This is a genomic window from Acinetobacter sp. YH01005, from assembly GCF_013420465.1.
Lineage (GTDB): Bacteria > Pseudomonadota > Gammaproteobacteria > Pseudomonadales > Moraxellaceae > Acinetobacter > Acinetobacter amyesii.
Genome location: NZ_VOYA01000001.1, coordinates 1 through 19541, shown reverse-complemented (window position 1 = coordinate 19541; position 19541 = coordinate 1). Strand labels below are relative to the sequence as shown.

General features: G+C 39.5%; 20 protein-coding genes. 10 read left to right on the top strand and 10 right to left on the bottom strand.

Annotation, left to right across the window (positions count from 1 at the left end):
* Positions 1-60: 60 nt before the first annotated feature.
* The 5 genes from hemE to FTT72_RS00080 all read left to right on the top strand — a co-directional run bounded on the left by hemE (position 61) and on the right by FTT72_RS00080 (position 6051).
* Positions 61-1131 carry a uroporphyrinogen decarboxylase gene (hemE, locus tag FTT72_RS00100; protein WP_180055009.1) on the top strand — a complete coding sequence of 357 codons (1071 nt, stop codon included), beginning with the start codon at positions 61-63 and terminating at the stop codon, positions 1129-1131.
* A 40-nt stretch (positions 1132-1171) separates the two neighbouring features.
* Positions 1172-1963 (top strand): DUF817 domain-containing protein, encoded by a 792-nt coding sequence (locus FTT72_RS00095; protein WP_180109405.1) that lies wholly within the window; start codon positions 1172-1174, stop codon positions 1961-1963.
* A 150-nt stretch (positions 1964-2113) separates the two neighbouring features.
* A complete protein-coding gene (locus FTT72_RS00090; RefSeq protein WP_078190276.1) occupies positions 2114-2584 on the top strand; it encodes a DUF3015 family protein in 471 nt (156 codons plus the stop codon).
* 109 nt (positions 2585-2693) lie between these two features.
* Entirely contained in the window at positions 2694-4568 is a 1875-nt protein-coding gene (locus FTT72_RS00085) for a DUF4105 domain-containing protein (protein ID WP_373686876.1), read from the top strand.
* Positions 4569-4674: 106 nt separating this feature from the next.
* On the top strand, positions 4675-6051 hold the full coding sequence (locus FTT72_RS00080; RefSeq protein WP_180007659.1) for a diguanylate cyclase: 1377 nt from the start codon (positions 4675-4677) through the stop codon (positions 6049-6051).
* Positions 6052-6131: 80 nt separating this feature from the next.
* Here the strand turns inward: FTT72_RS00080 and FTT72_RS00075 are convergent, their stop codons facing one another.
* The 9 genes from FTT72_RS00075 to FTT72_RS00035 form a co-directional block, all read right to left on the bottom strand.
* Positions 6132-6488 carry a cupin domain-containing protein gene (locus tag FTT72_RS00075; RefSeq protein ID WP_180177646.1) on the bottom strand — a complete coding sequence of 119 codons (357 nt, stop codon included), beginning with the start codon at positions 6486-6488 and terminating at the stop codon, positions 6132-6134.
* A gap of 118 nt (positions 6489-6606) precedes the next feature.
* A complete protein-coding gene (gene folE / locus FTT72_RS00070; protein ID WP_171262632.1) occupies positions 6607-7155 on the bottom strand; it encodes a GTP cyclohydrolase I FolE in 549 nt (182 codons plus the stop codon).
* Positions 7156-7250: 95 nt separating this feature from the next.
* Positions 7251-7940 (bottom strand): Smr/MutS family protein, encoded by a 690-nt coding sequence (locus FTT72_RS00065; RefSeq protein ID WP_180007661.1) that lies wholly within the window; start codon positions 7938-7940, stop codon positions 7251-7253.
* A gap of 111 nt (positions 7941-8051) precedes the next feature.
* Positions 8052-9035: a hypothetical protein gene (locus FTT72_RS00060; protein WP_180177645.1), complete on the bottom strand. Its 984-nt coding sequence runs from the start codon at positions 9033-9035 to the stop codon at positions 8052-8054.
* A gap of 17 nt (positions 9036-9052) precedes the next feature.
* Positions 9053-9523 carry a transposase family protein gene (locus FTT72_RS00055; protein ID WP_180177644.1) on the bottom strand — a complete coding sequence of 157 codons (471 nt, stop codon included), beginning with the start codon at positions 9521-9523 and terminating at the stop codon, positions 9053-9055.
* Positions 9471-9866, bottom strand: a complete 396-nt coding sequence (locus tag FTT72_RS00050) for a transposase family protein (protein WP_071851480.1) — start codon at positions 9864-9866, stop codon at positions 9471-9473. The genes FTT72_RS00055 and FTT72_RS00050 overlap by 53 nt, the downstream gene beginning before the upstream one ends.
* 193 nt (positions 9867-10059) lie before the next feature.
* Entirely contained in the window at positions 10060-10866 is an 807-nt protein-coding gene (gene trpC, locus FTT72_RS00045; RefSeq protein WP_180026398.1) for an indole-3-glycerol phosphate synthase TrpC, read from the bottom strand.
* Positions 10867-10882: 16 nt separating this feature from the next.
* The gene (gene trpD / locus FTT72_RS00040; protein WP_078191968.1) at positions 10883-11929 is read right to left on the bottom strand and encodes an anthranilate phosphoribosyltransferase; all 1047 of its coding nucleotides are present in this window, start codon (positions 11927-11929) and stop codon (positions 10883-10885) included.
* A gap of 18 nt (positions 11930-11947) precedes the next feature.
* Positions 11948-12532 carry an aminodeoxychorismate/anthranilate synthase component II gene (locus tag FTT72_RS00035; protein WP_078190263.1) on the bottom strand — a complete coding sequence of 195 codons (585 nt, stop codon included), beginning with the start codon at positions 12530-12532 and terminating at the stop codon, positions 11948-11950.
* Between the two features lie 888 nt (positions 12533-13420).
* Between FTT72_RS00035 and glnA the strand changes: the two genes are divergently transcribed.
* Together glnA and FTT72_RS00025 are read left to right on the top strand one after the other, a co-directional pair.
* Positions 13421-14836 (top strand): type I glutamate--ammonia ligase, encoded by a 1416-nt coding sequence (glnA, locus tag FTT72_RS00030; RefSeq protein WP_171262625.1) that lies wholly within the window; start codon positions 13421-13423, stop codon positions 14834-14836.
* A gap of 96 nt (positions 14837-14932) precedes the next feature.
* The gene (locus tag FTT72_RS00025) at positions 14933-15211 is read left to right on the top strand and encodes a hypothetical protein (RefSeq protein WP_168379164.1); all 279 of its coding nucleotides are present in this window, start codon (positions 14933-14935) and stop codon (positions 15209-15211) included.
* An 84-nt stretch (positions 15212-15295) separates the two neighbouring features.
* Here the strand turns inward: FTT72_RS00025 and FTT72_RS00020 are convergent, their stop codons facing one another.
* Positions 15296-16132 carry a polysaccharide deacetylase family protein gene (locus tag FTT72_RS00020; RefSeq protein WP_180177727.1) on the bottom strand — a complete coding sequence of 279 codons (837 nt, stop codon included), beginning with the start codon at positions 16130-16132 and terminating at the stop codon, positions 15296-15298.
* 281 nt (positions 16133-16413) lie between these two features.
* On the opposite strand from FTT72_RS00020, the gene FTT72_RS00015 reads away from it, so the two are divergent.
* The 3 genes from FTT72_RS00015 to FTT72_RS00005 all read left to right on the top strand — a co-directional run bounded on the left by FTT72_RS00015 (position 16414) and on the right by FTT72_RS00005 (position 19380).
* Positions 16414-16899, top strand: a complete 486-nt coding sequence (locus FTT72_RS00015) for a chorismate lyase (protein WP_111884531.1) — start codon at positions 16414-16416, stop codon at positions 16897-16899.
* A gap of 22 nt (positions 16900-16921) precedes the next feature.
* Positions 16922-17803, top strand: a complete 882-nt coding sequence (gene ubiA, locus FTT72_RS00010; protein ID WP_180004818.1) for a 4-hydroxybenzoate octaprenyltransferase — start codon at positions 16922-16924, stop codon at positions 17801-17803.
* Between the two features lie 122 nt (positions 17804-17925).
* Entirely contained in the window at positions 17926-19380 is a 1455-nt protein-coding gene (locus FTT72_RS00005; protein ID WP_180177643.1) for a S9 family peptidase, read from the top strand.
* Positions 19381-19541: the final 161 nt, after the last annotated feature.

The following is a 19541-nucleotide window of genomic DNA, read 5'->3' as shown; positions in this document are numbered from 1 at the left end:
ATTATATTTACAACCTTTTTGATATGATGATGCCAATATCGAATTAAGTTGGGAAAGTGAATGACGACCTTAAAAAATGATCGTTTCTTGCGTGCCTTATTACGTGAACCGGTAGATGCAACTCCGGTTTGGATGATGCGTCAGGCTGGCCGTTATTTACCAGAGTATCGTGAAACACGTGCAAAAGCGGGTGATTTCCTATCCCTTTGTAAAAATACAGAATTTGCTTGTGAAGTTACTTTACAACCTTTGCGTCGTTATGACTTAGACGCAGCCATTTTATTTTCAGACATTTTGACTGTACCTGATGCGTTGGGTTTGGGACTGTATTTTGAGGCAGGTGAAGGTCCGAAGTTTCATAAAACTGTACGTACCGAACAAGATGTACTGAATTTACCTAAGTTTAATGCCAAATCTGACCTAGATTATGTCATGAATGCTGTGACTACGATTCGTTCAGCATTGGGCGGACAAGTTCCTTTGATTGGATTCTCAGGCAGTCCTTGGACACTGGCAACCTATATGGTGGAAGGCGGTTCAAGCAAAGATTTCCGTTTTACGAAACAAATGATGTATGCACAACCTGAAGTGCTGCATGCCTTATTAGACCGTTTGGCTGTGGCGGTGACTGAATATCTCAATGCGCAGATTGATGCAGGTGCCCAAGCCGTACAAATCTTTGATAGTTGGGGTGGGGCATTAGCACACCGTGAATACATCGAATTTTCACTAAACTACATGCAAAAAATCGTGGCAGGTTTACAGCGTGAAAAAGATGGACGCAAGGTTCCTGTGATTTTGTTTACCAAAGGTGGTGGTCAATGGTTAGAGCCAATGATTGCAACGGGTGCAGATGCTTTTGGTTTAGATTGGACTACGCCATTAAATGTGGCGCGTCAAACAGTTGCAGGCCGTGCAGCATTGCAAGGCAACTTAGACCCAGCAACATTGTATGGTTCGCCTGAAGCGATTGCGAAAGCGACGCGTGCCATGTTAGATGATGCATATGCCAACGGTGAAAAAACTGGTTATGTGGCGAACTTAGGCCATGGTATTACCCAGTGGGTAGATCCAACCAATCCGAAAGCCTTTATTGATACGGTACACGAATATAGTGCCAAGTATTTATAAGGCTTCAAGGAAATAGGTTTAGGATTCAACCGTGGTCAAGATGATAAAATCATGTTTTGAGTTCTCTTATAAGGCAGCTTCGGCTGCCTTATTTGGGATATTACTGTTGATTGCTTTTGCATTAACAGCAGCAATGGGAAGTCAGGAATATTTTGGCTTTTTCCGTTATGACTATTTATTGTTTTATGCACTGATCATTCAAGTGTGTTTGCTCTGCTTAAAACTTGAGTCTTGGGCGGAAGCCAAAGTCATAGCACTGTTTCATATCCTTGCAATGGGGATGGAAATATTTCTGACCCATCCACACATTGCCTCATGGCAATATCCGCAGCCTGCCGTTTTCAAACTGCTGACCGTGCCATTATTTGCAGGTTTCATGTATTCGGCAGTAGGAAGTTTCTTTGCACGTTCGTTACGTCTATATCAGGTGTCGTTCAGTAACTTACCGCGTTTTGGCAATATGCTGTGCTTAGCCGTTTTGTCATATCTTAATTTTATGACCAAATTTTTTGTGCCAGATATTCGTATGCTTTTGTTTGCTTGGAGTGTGGTGATCTTTTGGAAAACCAAGCTCAGTTTTCAATTACAAAATCATGTGATTCAGTTGCCCATGTTACCAGTACTGTTGATTTTGGCATTTTTGATTTGGATTGCAGAAAATATCAGTACCTTCTATCAAATTTGGTTATACCCAAGTCAGGTCGATGCATGGCATATGGTCGGTTGGGGGAAACTTGGTTCTTGGTATTTGTTGCTATTACTCAGTCTGGTTTTAGTACTCAAAATCCTTGGAAAACGTGATGAAAATGGTACTTGGTTGCTCAAAAAATAGTGAAAAAGAACGTATTATTTTTAGCCAAAAGTTTTAGATGAAAATGTTTTGCCTTATCTGAAAGATCAAGTTAATCTACAGGTGTGTAATCAAAATTACACATGTTTTAATAATTAAAAACAATGGAATAAAATTCCCTGGAGAAGTGCTATGTTAAAAAAATTAGCTTTAGTTGCAGTCGTTGCACTAGGTTCTACAGCTGCTTTTGCTGACCGTGACGTAGGTTGTGGTGTTGGTTCTCAAGTTTGGGCTGGTCAATCAGGTAAAATTCCTAAAATTTTAGCTGCGACTACCAACGGTATTTTTACTAACCAGTTACTTGGTATCACCTTTGGTACTTTAGGTTGTAGCGGTACAGGTACAGTGACTGCTCAAGCAGTAACATTTACCAATGAAAATGCTGAATCACTTGCTCGTGATATGGCGGTTGGTCAAGGTGAGAGCCTGAATGTTTTGGCTGAGCTTTTAAACATTCAATCGACAGATAAAGCACGTTTCTTTGCTGTGTCTAAAGCAAATTTTGCTGAAATCTATTCAGCTGAAAACCAGTCTTCTCTACAAGTACTTGCTTCATTACAAAGCGTAATGGCGAAAGACGAAGTACTTAAAGCATACGTTTAATTGATGCTTTTAAAACCCTGTCTTTCGGCAGGGTTTTTTATTATCTAAAATATATAAAAATGGATATGAATATAACTGAATGAAATCAATTGCTTTATTTTGTACCTTTATGATTCCGAGTATCTTATATGCTCAGCAAGTTGTAGATCCAAACCTCTCTAAAACCGCTGAGGTACAACGATATATTGAACTTGCACAATCAAAAAAACTGTCTGAACACATCAGTTGGCAGCGACTTTTATATACAGATCATAAAGGACAAAGTGAAGTTGCCTATACAGGTTATTTTTTAGCTGAAAATGGCCGTCAAAGTGCTCAAGCTGAATTAGAGGCAGATGTCGCGGCACTGTTTAAAACCGCCGAACCTAATCAAGCCTTTCGTTGTCGTTTCCCTGCGCGTAGTCAGTGGCTGATGCAAGAGTTAGCCATCCGTTCGGAGCAGTTACCTGTGGTAAGTTGCCCTGAGTTTGATGAATGGTTTGGAAAAATTAAGCCGTATAAAGCGACATTAATCTACGCCACAGACTTTATGGGTAATCCAAGTTCTATGTTTGGACATACCTTATTGCGTCTCGATCCGAAAGATCAGAAAGAACTAAATTTGGTGTCCTATGCCATTAACTATGCAGCGACAGTTGCAGGTGAAGATAACTGGTCTTATGCATGGAAAGGCTTAACAGGGCAATATCCTGGTGAATATTCCTTGATGCCGTACTACCGTAAAGTGAAAGAATATGGTGATTTTGAAAGTCGTGATTTGTGGGAATATGAGCTAGCACTGACCGAGCAAGAAACCAGTTATTTGGTTAAACATATTTGGGAAATGCAAAATGTAAGTTTTCCCTATTATTTCGCCAGTGATAACTGTGCATATCGATTATTGGGCCTAATGGATTTGGTTCGCCCGACACTGAATTTAACCCAGAAATTTAAAGTCGCTTCGATTCCCGTTGAGACGATTAAAGCAATTAATGATGAGCAACTGATTCAAGCAGCGGTTTATCGTCCTGCATTAGAAACGCAGCTTTTATCACAAGCCCAGCAACATGGATATCGTTTAGCACGTGAAGCGCATAAGCTCGCTGAAATTGAACCTGCGAACATGTCGACAGCACTCGCTCAGTTTAACGAAGCAGAGCAAGCGAAAATATTGGAAATGGCGTACGACCATCTGTATTTATTACTGATTGGTCGAAAGGTGAGTGCGGAAGAAACGCAGCCTAAATTGCGTCAAATCTTGGCCTTACGTAGCCAATCTTCACAACCCAAACAACGGACTGAACCTAAGCAGCCAAGTCTAGATCCAGTCAATGGACATCATGCGCGAAATTTTTCAGCCGCAGTAGGCGAAGTTCAAGGTGAAAAATATATCGAACTCGGGCATCGTCAGGCATATCATGACTTGATCGATACGCAAGGTGGCTTTCGGATTGGTACGCAGTTGATGTTTTGGGATGGCTCGATCCAATATCGAGACGACCAACTCAAACTCAATCATTTTGATTTTTTATCGGTCAATTCTTACAACCCGATCACGCCATTTAAAACACCGCTAAGCTGGGGTTTTAATTTTGGCTGGCAGCAAGTGTCAGTAGATGCAGGTCAATTTAGCGAAACGAAACAACATGGTGTAGCTGAATTAAAAGCTCAATCTGGATATAGCTGGGCCAATCAGGAACGCACACATTTGTGTTATGTGCAGTCTCAAATGCAGGTGCAGGGCGGCAAGTCACTAGATGATGGATGGCGAGTGGGCCTTGGGCCGACATTGGGTTGCCAAAATATTTGGTCGGAAAAATTCAATAGTTTGGTTCAGGCAGAGCTTCCGTATTGGGAAGACACACATCAATGGAATCTGAAACTCGATGCTGAATTACAATATATCGTCAACCAACAAAATGCTTTAAGACTAGGCTATGAATACCAGCAGCAAGATGATCAAGATTGGAATAAATTGAAATTGAGTTATGTATTTTTCTATTAATTTTTAAGATAGATAAAATGTGAAATATCAAATAAATTTGTTTTTTTATGTAAGTAAAGCAAGGTATGATTGCTAGCTTTGTAATAGCTGTGGTTTGTGTCACCGAATGAATCAAGAATGTATTACAGGTCTAAGTCAGACTTGGAAAAATATTTGTGATCAATATACTGAAAATGAACATCTTGCAGCATTGCAATTTATCCAAAGACATGTTGAACATTTAGTAACTGTTTTTTATGAACAAATGTCACGTGAGCCAGAGTCAGCTGAATTTTTTAAAGACGATATCATTCAAAAAAGGCTCATCGACACTTTAAGAAAATGGTTGTTAGAAACGTTTAATGTCGCACTGAATGGTGAATTTGAAAGCTCAGTCAAAAGACAGCAGAAAGTTGGAATGGTACACGCGCGTGTTGGTATTCCGTCATGGTTCATCATACGTGGTGTGCGTGAAATAGAACGTAAAATATTTGAAATTTTAGAGCTAAACCAAACGCAAAGTATTCTCCATATGTGCAGTTATATTGTGCAAATTATGGGGTTCAGCACAGAAATTATGTGCCGCTCTTATGAGATCAATACAGAAAAAAACCAAGAAACAAAACACAATTATCGCTTATTTTCAGCGATGCAAGATGTGGCCGTGCATAAAGATAAACAACGGGGTTCATTGCTCGACTGGGAAAATGAACTGATGTTTAAAATCTTTTCGGGCAATGTTGGTTTTTATCATCCCTTATTTTCAAAATCAGAGTTTGGGCTATGGTTCATTCATAAAGCGGCATATGCTTTTTCTGGTTCAGATCAGGTGCAACTGATTATTGACCGAATTTATGAAGTGGATCAATTAACCCAGCAAACGATGCAGATGACGGAAAAAGATCAGCTGCAACAGTTGATTCAACAGATTCGTGAATTGAACCGTGAAATTCAGCATCTAGTCGATCAATTGTTTCAGGTGGCTGAATATATTGAGTCTGGCAATGATTCTTTGACTCAACTCCTAAACCGCCGCTATCTCAGTACTATTATTTCACGTGAAATTACCTTTGCGCGGCAAAATGAAACGCCGTTGTCTTTGCTCGCCTTTGACGCGGATTATTTTAAAATGATCAATGATAAGTTTGGTCATGCGGCAGGTGATCTTGCGCTCAAATTTATTGCCGAAGCTTTACAGCGTTATAGTCAAGGTAGCGATTATGCATTCCGTATCGGTGGGGAAGAGTTCTTATTACTCTTGGTGGATACTGGTGTAAACCGTGCGATGAAAATTGCAGAAAATATTCGCCAATATATTGAAAAGGGCTTGATCCGAACGGCACAAGGTCAGCAATTTAGTTTTACCGTAAGTATTGGTTGTGTACAGTATGATGGTCATCCTGACTATCAGCGTTTTTTAGATGCCGCAGATCATGCCTTATACGCAGCAAAAAATAATGGTCGAAACTGTATTCAAGTCACAAAGCATTTGTCGTATATCTAATTCATTCTGAGAATAAAAAACTCCCTTATGTGGGAGTTTTTTTATGGGTAAAGAAGTTTAATGGCGAGATGTGCCGTAATTTAAACTTCGACAACTACATAGTATTTTTTGACGGCTTCGACAACTTCAAACTTGCCCTGAAAAGATGGGGGAATAATGCCCGCATGGCCAGCGGAAACTTCAATATACCCGCCTTGTTGATCATGAATACGTACTAATCCTTCAAGGATTGTAAAAAACTCTTGTTTATTGGGTGCAAAGACAATATTCCATGCGCCAACTTCACATTGCCAAATCCCGCAGTCCATATTGGGGTGTGCATACATGCTTGCAGTTTCACGTTTGGGATTGCCCTGAACCAAACGGTCTGGGCGAGGGTAATCTATGCTGTGATCGGCTTGCGCTAAACCCTGACCAGCAATATATACATCTGACATGATTCATCCTGAAAATAGTGCTTTGCTATCAAAGCAAATGATTTGGGACATTAAAACACAAATAAAAAAGCCTCAAGAGTTTGAAGCTTTTTTATGAGTGCTAACGCTGAATGTTCTGTTAATAGCTTTCAGGTACAGCACTTAGGAATTCACGGCGTTCTTCTTTATTGGTTTTAAAGTCACCGACAAAAGAAACGGTACGGGTTGTAGACTCTTGTTTACCCACACCACGCATCATCATACACATGTGAGCTGAATCAATCACCACAGCAACACCACGCGCGCCGGTCACTTCAGCCACAGCTTCAGCAATCTGCTGAGTAAGGTTTTCCTGAATTTGTAAGCGACGGGCAAACATTTCTGTAATACGTGCGAATTTTGATAAACCTAAAACATTGCCTTCTGGGAGATAAGCAATATGTACACGGCCATAAAAAGGCAATAAATGGTGCTCACACAAAGAATAGAATTCAATATTCTTAACTAAGACCATTTCACGGTTATCGGATGGGAAAACCGCATTGTTGGTCACTTCTTCAAGTGTCTGGCTATAACCAGAAGTAAGATATGAAAAAGCTTTAGCAGCACGCATAGGCGTATCTTTAAGACCTGGGCGATTCAGATCTTCACCAACGGCAGTTAGGATATTTGCGTAGGATTGCTGCATAGACATAAGACGTGTTCACTTACACTGAGAGATTGAACAAGGACGGCATTGTAGCAGAAAACTATTACAATGCCTTCTTTTGGAGTTAAATCCGATTATTGTTTAAACTGTGGGTTCTTTTCTGCACGTTTAAGCAGAACCAGTACAGCACCTGTACCGCCTTGTTTTTCTGGGGCGCTCACAAATGCCAATACATCACGATGTTGACGTAACCAACTATTTACATAAGTTTTTAAAATTGCTTCTGGTCCTTTGCCATGCACAATTTTAATGACGTTTTGATTGTCATCTTTCGCCATTTGAATGATTTGCAGCACAGCCGAACGAGCTTCTTCTACAGTGCAACCGTGTAAGTCGACTGCTTCGAACCAACGTAGATTACCGGCTTTTAAATCTTCAAAAACTTTATGTTGTAAGGTTGCAATGCGATAGCTTAAGGCCGCTTGACTGGCAACAGGGTTGAGCATCGCTTGAGTATCAGAAAGCAATGCATCATCTGTTTCCATAGGACCAATTGCAGCAGCACGTTTAGCCAAGGTTTGCGCATCAGGTTTTTTACGACCCACTTTTTCCATTTTTGCAGTATTTCCTGCATTCATTTTTTGAACACCTTGCATTTGCTTTTGGAAAAGCGCTAAGTCTTCTTCCTGCTCTTGTTCAACAGTCTTTGGCGTTGGCTCAGGCTGTTTAGCAATCGTAGAGGAATGTGGATTCGTAATTTGCTTTTTAAAAGATTTCAGTAGGTTGTACTGATCTTTTGAAAGCGAAGAATCGTGTTTGCTCATAATGAAAAAACGGGAAATATACAAAAATTTAGAGCAATTATAGCCTTAAATGGCACTGATTTGAACTGGAAAGACTTTATATCAAGAAGATCTCTTAATTCATTACAAGTCCTATTTGGGCTTCAAAGTTGAATTAATTAATTTAATAACTTTTTTATTTTTATATTGTTCTGCAAGAGCTAATGCTGATTGTTCTTCATTAAATTTAGAAAGACACACGATTTCGGTTGAAGCGCCTTTTTCAAGTAAATAAGAAATTATCTGATATTGATTTAGGCGAATAGCTTTACCTAATGGGGAGCATCTAGTGAAATAATATGTTTGTGGTTCAACTTCATCTACTACAAGTTCATTTATTTTTCTCAGCTTCATTTTTTTGATGAAAGAAATATCTGTGTGCTCGATTGCCGCCATAATTAAGGTGGTATCATAAAATTCATTGTTTTCACCTAAATTTAAATATTCAAGATACAAATTTTTGGCTTTTTCATAATTATCAATATCATTTTTTTGTGTCAGGTTCTTTATCGCATTTTGGAAAAAATCATTCATATCATCAAAATCATTTATTGCTGCATGGAACATGAATAGGTTTATTAAATATGGCTCATCAGCTAAATTCTTTTTCAATAAATGAGAATTATCTTTATAAAAAATCTGTTCAAAATGATTTAATTTTTCCATGGAATAAGGGTGAGATTTAATATTGATTGGTTTTGATAAAGAATTTTTATGTCCTTTAGAAATAGAAAAATAGGCTGAATTTTCAATATTCTTGTTTTTAGTATTGATTGAGAAATTAATGACTATTGGTAAGCCTTGATAACTAATGATTTCAATTTGATTCTTATTGAAAACATAATTTTTGCCCTTTAGCACGTTAGTATTTATATTTGGAAAAATTTGATTTAGGTCAATCTGCGCAGCAATGATGCCTTCGGGCATAGTGGAAATATTAAAGTAGAGGATATGATTTTGGTCAATATGATACGGTGAGCCAGTATACAGAGTTATATTTTTTGCCCAACTTATCTGGTGTATTGAAACCAAGATTAATGAAATGAATAGAAGAGTTGAAGAAATAATCGACTTCATTAGATTTCTTTCATAAGTCATTTTTCACTCAGCTCCAAGTTATAAATTCCAGCAATTAGATTGAATCTTAATGCTAGTCTTTTGCATCGATTGCGATATCGCTCAGCAAGAATTTTGAAGGTTTTCAAACTGCCAAATACATGCTCAATTCCAATTCTTCTTTTATTGATTTCCTGATTATAGATTTTTAGTTCGGAATCCAGTTTACAGCGCTTCTTTGCTTTTAATGGCAACAAGCTATTTGGATACACTGTATAAATTCCCTGATAACCCTTATCCGCAAGGATAAATGCACCTGCAGGAATCTGATTCAAGTTACGTTTGAAGAGTTCGAAATCATGTACGGCACCACGACTCGTACATAAACTCAGGATTTTTTGAGTTTGATAATGAATGATGGCCTGTACTTTGAAAGTGTGGGTCTTTTTCTTGCCGCTATAGCTTTTCTTCTGTTTTTTTAGGCCTTTGGATTGGAATTTCTGTGGCATCCACGATCACAACATTCCAATCGATGCCTTCGCCCTCGGGTAAATCTTTGGGTAAATTAAAGAGATTGGACCGAATCAGGCAGTCTTCAACATGACGGACAATTCTTGAGGCTGTGGGCTCTGAAACCCCGTAGCTCGTCGCAACGTGAAATAAGGTTCGGTATTCCCGCCAATAGCTTAGACAGAGCAGAACCTGGTCTTCCAGGCTTAACTTGGGCGGTCTGCCTTTGGCAGGGACATGTTTCTTCAATTGCTCAACCATCAAATAGAAAGTTGACCATGAGATGCCTGTGTATCGCTTGAACTGAGGATCAGAAAGCTTGTTTGAATCGATGTATTTCATCCGCAGATTATGCACGAATGCTAAGAAATCCGGAGTGCAAATATTAACCAAAAAGAAGATCGTTTTTTGATTTATGAAAGAGATCTATTATTTTTAATTCTCAATTGAATAAAAATTATAAAAAGGATGTGTAATTTTTTAATATGGATGCAAAGGAGAAAAAGGGTGAGCGAACTCACCCTACATATTTCATTTATATTTTATCAGGCACACCAAACAGCTCCTTAAACGCCTGATCAGGACGTGGCTGCTTCATAAAACTTTCACCGACCAAGAAGGCATGAATATCATGTTCTTGCATCATCGCGACATCAGCAGGTGTTGCAATACCGCTTTCTGTCACCAGCAGGCGAGAAGGCTCGAGTAACTTTTTCAAACGTAATGATGTGTTGAGGTCAACATCAAAGGTTTTTAAATTACGATTATTGACGCCTAGTAGACAGTTGTCAGAAAGACGCATTGCACGCTCAAGTTCTTCTTCGTCATGTACTTCAACCAACACGTCGAGATTGTGCTCAAAAGCAGTTTTCGACATTTCTTCGAGTTGTTGATCAGACAAACAAGCCACGATTAATAAAATACAGTCCGCATGTAAAGCGCGTGCTTCAATTACGCCATAAGGATCAATTAAAAAATCTTTACGCAGCGCAGGTAAGTCACAGTTCTTACGTGCAATCTGAATGTTTTCATCGGCACCTTGGAAAAAATCCACATCGGTGAGAACAGACAAACATGCCGCACCAGCATCTTGATACTGCTGCGCAATTTCAGCAGGGTTAAAGTTTTCACGAATGATGCCTTTCGATGGTGATGCCTTTTTAATTTCAGCAATCACCCCCGGACGTTTAGAGCCGAGGTTTTGTGCAAAACCTCGAACGGGTGTAGCTGCTTGAGCTAGCTCTTCGACATCTTTATAGCTACGTTGTTTAAGACGGGCTGCAAATTCTTCTTTTTTACGGTCAACAATTTTACCTAAAATTGTATTGGCGATATCTACCATGATTTGAGTCCTAATCTTAAGCTTCGTATTCTTTTAAAGTTTTCGTAAATTCAGACAAAATGCCCATTTTCTCTAGTGCTTGACCGCCATAGATAATGTCATGTGCTAATGCAACACCTTGTTTATAGCTATTGGTTAAGCCTGAAACATAGATACCGGCACCTGCATTTAGGGCAATCATATTCGCGGCTTTATCACCGAGTGCAGATTTATTTTTACCTAAAGCATCTTTAATTAATTTTAGACTTTCCGCAGCACTATCTACAGATAGACCTGTTAAGGTTTGCGACTCGATATCTACAGCTTCAGGTTGAATTTCCCATTCAGTGACTTCGCCATCTTTGAGTTCAGCAACATAAGTACTTGATGCAAGGCTAATTTCATCTAAACCGTCTTTTGAATGCACCACCAAGACATGTTCTGCACCAAGCTGTTTTAAAACTTCAGCCATAGGACGACATAATTCTGTTGAGAAAACACCAATCACAAAACGTTTTACGCCGGCCGGATTTGTAAGCGGGCCAAGTAGGTTGAAAATACTACGGAAGCCCAATTCTTTACGTGGACCAGCAGCATATTTCATGGCTTTATGATGATTAGGTGCAAAGAGGAAACCCACGCCCATTTCACGAATACAGCGTTCAGTTTGCTGCATGTTCAGGTCAAGGTTAATTCCTGCCTGTTCTAAAAGATCAGAAGAGCCTGATTTTGATGAAACACCACGACCGCCATGTTTGGCAATGGTTGCGCCTGCTGCTGCAATGACAAAACTAGACGCAGTAGAGACGTTAAATAAGTTTTGACCATCACCACCTGTACCAACGATATCCACCAAATGTGGCAGATCACTGACATCGATTTTGATCGCAAACTCACGCATTACACGTGCTGCGGCAGTGATTTCATCAATACTTTCACCTTTTTGGCGTAAGCCCATCATGAGTGCGCCAATTTGCGCATCGGTCGCTTCACCTTGCATGATGGTACGCATCACTTCTTCCATTTGAGGTTGAGTGAGTTCAATATTTTTAGTGATGTTATTTAAAGCTTGTTGAATATTCATAATATTTTTTGCACTCGATTAAGCGTAAATTTCTAAGAAGTTTTTAAAGATTTGATGGCCATGTTCACTAAGAATTGATTCAGGGTGAAACTGCACGCCTTCGACAGGCAATGTCTTATGTTTTACGCCCATGATTTCTTCCATCGTGCCATCTTCTTCATTGGTCCAGCAGGTCACTTCTAAACATTCAGGCAAAGTCGCTTGATCAATCACCAAAGAGTGATAACGCGTTGCTGAAAATGGCGAAGGGAGGTTGCTGAAAATGCCTTGATCGCTGTGATACATGTCAGATAAACGACCGTGCATCACTTTTTTAGCGCGAATAATATCGCCGCCAAAAGCTTGTCCTATGGCTTGGTGGCCTAAACACACACCGAGTAAAGGAATTTTTCCCGCAAAGTGTTGAATCGCAGGAATTGAAATACCTGCTTCACTTGGCGAACAAGGGCCAGGACCAATGACTAAATACTTCGGTTGCCATCGCTCGATATCTTCCAATGTCACGGCATCGTTACGTACAACTTTTACTTCCTGATTTAACTCGCCAAAATATTGGACGATGTTGTAGGTAAAAGAGTCATAATTGTCGATCATCAAAAGCATGAGCGTATTAACCTTTGAAATTTATGCACTTAACTGTGCTTAGAATAGTCCGAAATGATTCTAAATAGTTGTATATTGACCCAAATATCGTGTGGATATTTTAAATAGAAAAATAGTGAAATATTTAGAATGCAGCCAATCATAGCAAATATTATTCAATTTCTGCTGAACAATTTCGCCAAAGTTCATCGCAACTGAAATCATTTCAGCAAATTATCGACTTATAAATTTAGGATTTAAGTTGAACAAAGCAATAGGCTGAATTTAAGTGTTTAAAATGTGTTCAATTGATATTTTAAAAAGATCTGCTTACTGTCGTTAAAAATTGCAATTCAGGCTCTAGCTGGAAAAATATGAACCGTTTTGAAGCAAAATCACCAAAATGGAGCACAATTAATGCAAAGGTAGATTGATCAAAATTAAAACAAAATGGTTAAATCTACTTCAAAAAAAGAGTGCTTTAAGGGCTCAAAAAACCTAAATATCGATCATGAATATAGTTATCACGCTGGTATTTTTCCATCTAGAACTAGCTAAACCATTAGTTTCTATCGTATTTAAATTCGACCTTAAAGCTTGAATAAAATCCTAATAATTTTATCGTTGAAAGCGATTAATCATTTTGGTGCATACTGGTGCAAAACCAAGTTGCACTATTTTGATACACCTGCGAGAAGTTTTTAAACAAAAGTGATGAAGAGTGGCTGAATATGGTGCATTTACTGTTACACACAGTATAATAGTCGAAAAGCAAGGAGCTAAAATCTTCTATTCTGATAAGGAATTCAGTATTTTAGCTTAGCTTTTAAAAGTTGGTACGGTAATTGCTTAATAACTACCAACTACTAACACGCACTTCAGTGTGCACAAAAAAATCATCGGAGCAAAATGAGCATGGCGAACAAGGTCCTTCAACTCATCCAAGAAAGTGGCGCAAAATGGGTCGATTTTCGCTTTACTGATACTAAGGGTAAAGAACAACACGTAACTTACCCAGCAGATTCAATCGACGAAGATACGTTTGAAGATGGCAAAATGTTTGATGGTTCTTCAATTGCTGGTTGGAAAGGCATTGAAGCATCTGACATGATCTTACGTCCAGATGCAGAAACTGGTTTTATCGACCCGTTCTTTGCAGAAGCTACAGTTGTTGTGACTTGTGACGTTATCGAACCTTCAACTGGTCAAGGTTATGAACGTGACCCACGCTCTATTGCTCGCCGTGCGGAAGAATACCTAAAATCAACTGGTATTGGTGATACTGCTTTCTTTGGTCCAGAACCAGAATTCTTCGTTTTTGACGAAGTAAAATGGGACATCGATATGTCTGGCGCGCGTCACACATTAATCGCTGAAGAAGCTGCTTGGTCTACTGGTAAAGATTACGAAGCGGGTAACTCTGGTCACCGTCCACGTGTGAAAGGTGGTTACTTCCCAGTTCCTCCTGTAGATTCTTCACAAGATATGCGTGCAGATATGTGTGCAAAAATTGAAGACATCATGGGCCCAGGTCGTGTAGAAGTACATCACCACGAAGTTGCATCTTGCCAGCTTGAAATCGGTGTAAGCTTCAACACTATGGTTCGTAAAGCGGACGAAGTACAACAGTTCAAATATGCTGTTTGGAACGTTGCTCACCAATATGCTAAAACTGCTACGTTTATGCCTAAACCAATGGTTGGTGATAACGGTTCAGGTATGCACGTTCACATGTCGATCTCTAAAGATGGCAAGAACTTGTTTGCTGGTGATGAATACGCTGGTCTTTCAGAAATGGCGTTGTACTTCATTGGTGGTGTGATCAAACACGCTCGTTCATTGAACGCAATCACAAACCCATCAACTAACTCGTACAAACGTTTAGTTCCACATTTCGAAGCACCGATTATGCTTGCTTACTCAGCACGTAACCGTTCAGCTTCTATCCGTATTCCTTACGTTTCTAGCCCTAAAGGCAAACGTATCGAAGCACGTTTCCCAGATCCAATGATGAACCCGTACTTAGGTTTCGCTGCGCTTCTTATGGCTGGTCTTGACGGTATTCAAAACAAGATCCACCCAGGTGAAGCTGCTGACAAGAACTTGTACGACCTTCCTCCTGAAGAAGAAGCTAAAATCCCTACAGTGGCTCATAGCTTAGATATGGCGCTTGAAGCTCTTGCAGCTGACCATGATTACCTTCTTAAAGGTGGCGTGTTCACTAAAGAAATGCTTGATGCCTACATCGAACTTAAAACTGAAGAAGTTCGTCGTCTTAACACGACTACTCACCCAGTTGAATTCGACATGTACTACAGCTTGTAATTCTGTACAGAATTTCACTGTAAAAAGACCCGCCTTGTGCGGGTTTTTTTATGGGATGGATTAAGATAAGGCAAAGAGTTGAATGAATATCTAAACATGGCAAAACCACGTAAAAAACATACCGGTTTTTTCCCTTGGATTGATCCAGCAGATCAGGCAAAGGGATTTAAACTTAACTTCTCAGAAGTGACTTATTTGGAAGTGGGGCGGACCGTTGAAGGTTATAAGCAGGCTCAATTTATCGAGCTGAAAAACCCAGAGCTGGCATTGGAGTTTCATTACCCTGAAAGTTTTTATATTACAACCGAAGGGTTGGTTTTAATAAAAACGCCGCAAGGCAAGTTTGAAGCTATTGCCAAGACAGATAACTTTTAATTCAACACTAAAAAATTGAACTGAAAAAATGACCTACAACGTTGCAGGTCATTTTTTATTGAGCTTTAAGTGATTTGCTAACCGTCATTGCAAACCATGCTGTTTTAAATTGTCGCCTTCATAAGGCGCATCTTCGGCGGGGTAGCGCAGCTGTGTAATTCCTTGAGTTTTGGCAATCGACCAAATCACACTTTCACCCGCAGGAATGTTTTGACTGCGCTGCGCATATAAGGGGTCTTGTAGGGCGTTTGCTGCTGAAATAAAAGTCCAGCCATGTTGCTGAAATGCGGTAATGACATCCTTTAAAAATGCAGCATTAATGGCATTTACATGTAAAAGTAAAACATGTTGTGGCGAACGATTTATGGTGAGCTGTGCAAGTTGGTCATAATAATCTGCTCGGTGAAGCAGGTGAGCAATATAAGCTTGTTTTAGTCGGTCTAATTTGTCCTGATCTTGCTGTTTGGCATTGTCGAGATATTTTCGGTTATAAAACCAGTCACTGGCATCAATACTCACACCGCCAATGCGGTATTGATGCTGCTCTAACCACTGATAGACAGCATCACGTTTTTCAGCGCTATTACCTTCTTTTAAAAATGGATAACGATAGATACGTGTGTAATTCGGCAGCGTTTTTAACACTGTATCCGCATGTTCAATGCTGTGCAGATAATCTTTTAATGTAACATTTTCTTTATTCAGATTTTGGTGTAGTGCACTATGATTGCCAATCAGATGGCCAGATTGTCCCCACGCTTGAATCAGTTGTTTACCTTGATAATCGCCAATTTTAATCAGGCTAGGGAAGACAATAGTTTTGATTTGTTGATCATGCAGATGTTTTAAAATTTGGGCATTGATTTGTTCTGCTTGTGCGTTAAACACTGGATTTAATCCATCATCAAAACTGAGCGCAATAGATTTTGCTTAAACCGTGATATTGGCACAAAGTAAAACGAAAAAAATAAAAACATGTAGCGGGTAAAATGGAAACATTATGCTTGTGTAATTTAGTGGTTATCCACGACATCATACTGTGTAAGTGAGGTTTGTGTTGATTGCAAATGTAATGAAGTACTTAAGCAGTTTTGGTTTTGTTCATTTTACTGAAAACAAGCTATGGGTCATGAAAAACGATGTTGAGTTGGTTACACTAATGATTCGCTATACTCAGCAAATGGTTATAAGGGAAATGAAATATGCAGCGTCAAGCATGCGAAATGCGGGATAAAAGAATGTCTCCTGAATTAAGAACATGGTTGTATGCTTCGGGTTCATTAACCCAACAATTAACAGATTTTGCCCAAGGTGTATTTAAAGTTGAGCCGAGTATTGAGCAATTTCAACGCATGACGCTTCAAGATGCACGGTGGCTACAAATGCCAATACAGCACACAGCTTGGGTACGTGAAAGTTATTTATATGGCTGTGAAGCTGAGCCGTGGGTCAAGGCAAAAAGTATATTTCCAATCCTCAGTATACAAGGCCGTGCGCGGATTTTTCAGCATATTGGTAAAAAACCGATCGGACATTTTTTATTTCAGCGTACCAATCCGAAGTGCGAGCGGCGTGTATTGTGGCTAGACGATGGTTGGACACGTCAGAGCTGTTATACTTGGCATGGTTGTAAATTTATTGTTCAGGAAACTTTTTTAGCGAGTTTTGAACAATATTTGCAGAAATAACATTACCAGATGAAGGACAATCATGGCCGTGGTGCAACAGATTACTTGGCAGCAGCGTTTAGAAGCTTATTACTATTTATGTCGCTTCGATAAGCCAATTGGCACGGAACTGGTTTTTTGGCCAACCATGTGGGCACTGTGGATTGCCAATCAAGGAACACCGCAATTCAGTATTTTGATTCCCATGATTTTGGGCACGATATTTATGCGTGCAGCAGGTTGTGCGATTAATGACTTTGCTGACCGTAAAGTCGATGGTGCTGTGGAAAGAACCAAACATCGTCCTTTAGCCACTGGAGTGATTAGTGCTAAAGAAGCCATATATGTGTTCTTGATCTTGGTGCTTGCTAGCGCATGTATGTTGTTCTTTTTACCGATAGAAACTTTTTATTGGTCCTTTGGTGCATTGTTTTTAGCGTTCATTTATCCCTTTATGAAACGCTACACGCATCTGCCACAAGTATTTTTAGGCGCGGCATTTTCATGGTCGATTCCTATGGCTTATACCGCTGTGGGGCAAACACCTGATTTGACTTGCTGGTTATTGTACTTTGGTAATTTGGCGTGGACCGTTGCATATGACACACAATATGCCATTACTGACCGTGAATATGATTTGAAAATTGGTGTGAAATCAACTGCGATTTTATTTGGTAAATATGATATAGAAATCATTTCTTTATTACAGGCGCTAAGCATTGTACTGATTGGTTCTGCGTTGTATTTAGAAGATCTCTTGATGCCATTTGGTTTAGTTGCAATGTTGGCTGTGGCTGCCGATTTTATTTACCAGTGGACTAAAACCAAAGGCCGTGATCCTCAGTTATGTTTTTGGGCGTTTCGCCATAACCGTTGGGTAGGGCTTATGATTTTTATTGGAATTTTCATGGCACTGACGCTTTAATGTCATTGATCTGAAACTGTTTAAAATGAGCTAAAGCATCCTATTTGGGTGCTTTTTTTTATGCATTAATAAAAAGGCATGTAGTTTCATGCTTAAAGAATAATGATTAAAAAGGATATTTTATGAAACGTTCAAAAATAGCATTAGCTCTGACAGTTGCAGTTTCTATGCTGTCTTTAACCGCGTGTAATGACGATGATAATGACTCATCATCTTCGAATCAAAAATCAACATTTGTGTCTGAAGCAAATTATGCTTTAGATACTGTAGACAATACATCGTCCATTAAAGTCATGACGTATAACATGACCAATGTGCAGGGGAAAGCAGCAACAGCAACAGCCTTAGTATTATTTCCAAAAGCTACACAACCTAAAGATGGGTATCGTGTTGTGGTATGGGAGCATGGAACAGTCGGGGCTGGAGATGAATGTGCGCCAAGTAAAAATCTAATTCATCCACGTTTTAAAATTCTAGCTAATACGCTTATGGCGGCAGGTTATGTAATTGTGGCACCAGACTATGAAGGTTTAGGTACGAAGGGGGTGCATCCATACCTCAATTTATCGAGTGCGGCAAATTCGGCACTTACTGCGGTTAAAGCGGCAAAAGAACATTATGGTAAGCAACTCAATGGTCAGTGGATGTCGATCGGTCAATCGCAAGGTGGTCATGCATCCTTAGGGACGGCGGAATTTGCAAATACGGATGCAAACTATAAAGGGGCAGTGGCAGCCGCACCTGCATCGAGTTTGGGGACGATTATTAAGATCTATCTTGATCCTGCTTTAAATCTGGATGACAACGGCGTGAGTAAGGGCGTCAATATCTTAGATGAACAATTGCTTCAAATTCGTTACGCGCTTGCAAATAACATAATCAATGCACAGCAAGCGGATGCGTTAATGGGGCAACTTGCAGATGGCTATGCTGAGCTTTTGGCATATGCTGCATTGACCAGTTCGGGTATTAAAGCCTATGAGCCAAATTATGATTTAAAAAATATCTTTACTGCTGATGCTGGTGTTATTGCAGAAAAAGCCTATGGACGTACAGGGGATGACGGTGCATGTTTAAGTTATTCTGATCCAAATGGCGCAAATGGTTTGCAAGAACAGTTTAAAGCAGCTGTGATTGAATTCTTAAAGGATCCAACGCATACGGTTTCACAGTATGGAATTGATTTGAATAAAATCGATACCGATCCTGTTGTTCAGAAATTTTTAAATGATAATCAACCAGCGACAAATGCAAGCGCTGATAAAGTGATTAAAGCACCTGTTTATATTATTCAAGGTGCAAATGATAAGGCCGTTATTCCTGTGGTTACGCAAGCGCTATTTGCAAATATGAAAACGCAAGCGACGAAGTATTTCCCAGAGGCAAATTATGCTGAAGGTTATCAATTAGACATTGTGCCAAATGCAAGTCATACACAGGCAATTATCTGTAGAAATGCGCAAGCGGTCGAATTTATTCAAGCTAAAATGTCTGCAGGTACAGGTATTGTCTTAACCAATGAGCAAAAAGATGCAAGCCAAAGTCCACATTGTACGGGTGTAGCTGCTTCAAGCTAAGTTTTTTCAATAATAAAAAAAGGAGCATGTCTCCCACTGCTGTCCCACAATTTTTCACAAGAGGAAGCTCATTTGAGCTTCCTCTTGTTTTATGGGTATTTTATCGGGTGAAAATAAAGCTTTTAAAGTTCTTCTTTCAAACAAATTCACTTGAATTATTC

Bases quoted from the DNA above. Each gene is read 5' to 3' on its own strand.
- FTT72_RS00035 (WP_078190263.1), bottom strand. From the start codon at position 12,532: ATGCTTTTGATGATCGACAATTATGACTCTTTTACCTACAACATCGTC.
- folE (WP_171262632.1), bottom strand. From the start codon at position 7,155: ATGCAGCAATCCTACGCAAATATCCTAACTGCCGTTGGTGAAGATCTG.
- FTT72_RS00015 (WP_111884531.1), top strand. From the start codon at position 16,414: ATGCAGCGTCAAGCATGCGAAATGCGGGATAAAAGAATGTCTCCTGAA.
- FTT72_RS00055 (WP_180177644.1), bottom strand. From the start codon at position 9,523: ATGCCACAGAAATTCCAATCCAAAGGCCTAAAAAAACAGAAGAAAAGC.
- trpD (WP_078191968.1), bottom strand. From the start codon at position 11,929: ATGAATATTCAACAAGCTTTAAATAACATCACTAAAAATATTGAACTC.
- FTT72_RS00080 (WP_180007659.1), top strand. From the start codon at position 4,675: ATGAATCAAGAATGTATTACAGGTCTAAGTCAGACTTGGAAAAATATT.
- FTT72_RS00090 (WP_078190276.1), top strand. From the start codon at position 2,114: ATGTTAAAAAAATTAGCTTTAGTTGCAGTCGTTGCACTAGGTTCTACA.
- FTT72_RS00075 (WP_180177646.1), bottom strand. From the start codon at position 6,488: ATGTCAGATGTATATATTGCTGGTCAGGGTTTAGCGCAAGCCGATCAC.
- FTT72_RS00065 (WP_180007661.1), bottom strand. From the start codon at position 7,940: ATGAGCAAACACGATTCTTCGCTTTCAAAAGATCAGTACAACCTACTG.
- FTT72_RS00005 (WP_180177643.1), top strand. From the start codon at position 17,926: ATGAAACGTTCAAAAATAGCATTAGCTCTGACAGTTGCAGTTTCTATG.
- glnA (WP_171262625.1), top strand. From the start codon at position 13,421: ATGAGCATGGCGAACAAGGTCCTTCAACTCATCCAAGAAAGTGGCGCA.
- FTT72_RS00060 (WP_180177645.1), bottom strand. From the start codon at position 9,035: ATGAAGTCGATTATTTCTTCAACTCTTCTATTCATTTCATTAATCTTG.
- hemE (WP_180055009.1), top strand. From the start codon at position 61: ATGACGACCTTAAAAAATGATCGTTTCTTGCGTGCCTTATTACGTGAA.
- FTT72_RS00025 (WP_168379164.1), top strand. From the start codon at position 14,933: ATGGCAAAACCACGTAAAAAACATACCGGTTTTTTCCCTTGGATTGAT.
- FTT72_RS00085 (WP_373686876.1), top strand. From the start codon at position 2,694: ATGATTCCGAGTATCTTATATGCTCAGCAAGTTGTAGATCCAAACCTC.
- FTT72_RS00095 (WP_180109405.1), top strand. From the start codon at position 1,172: ATGATAAAATCATGTTTTGAGTTCTCTTATAAGGCAGCTTCGGCTGCC.
- trpC (WP_180026398.1), bottom strand. From the start codon at position 10,866: ATGGTAGATATCGCCAATACAATTTTAGGTAAAATTGTTGACCGTAAA.
- FTT72_RS00050 (WP_071851480.1), bottom strand. From the start codon at position 9,866: ATGAAATACATCGATTCAAACAAGCTTTCTGATCCTCAGTTCAAGCGA.
- ubiA (WP_180004818.1), top strand. From the start codon at position 16,922: ATGGCCGTGGTGCAACAGATTACTTGGCAGCAGCGTTTAGAAGCTTAT.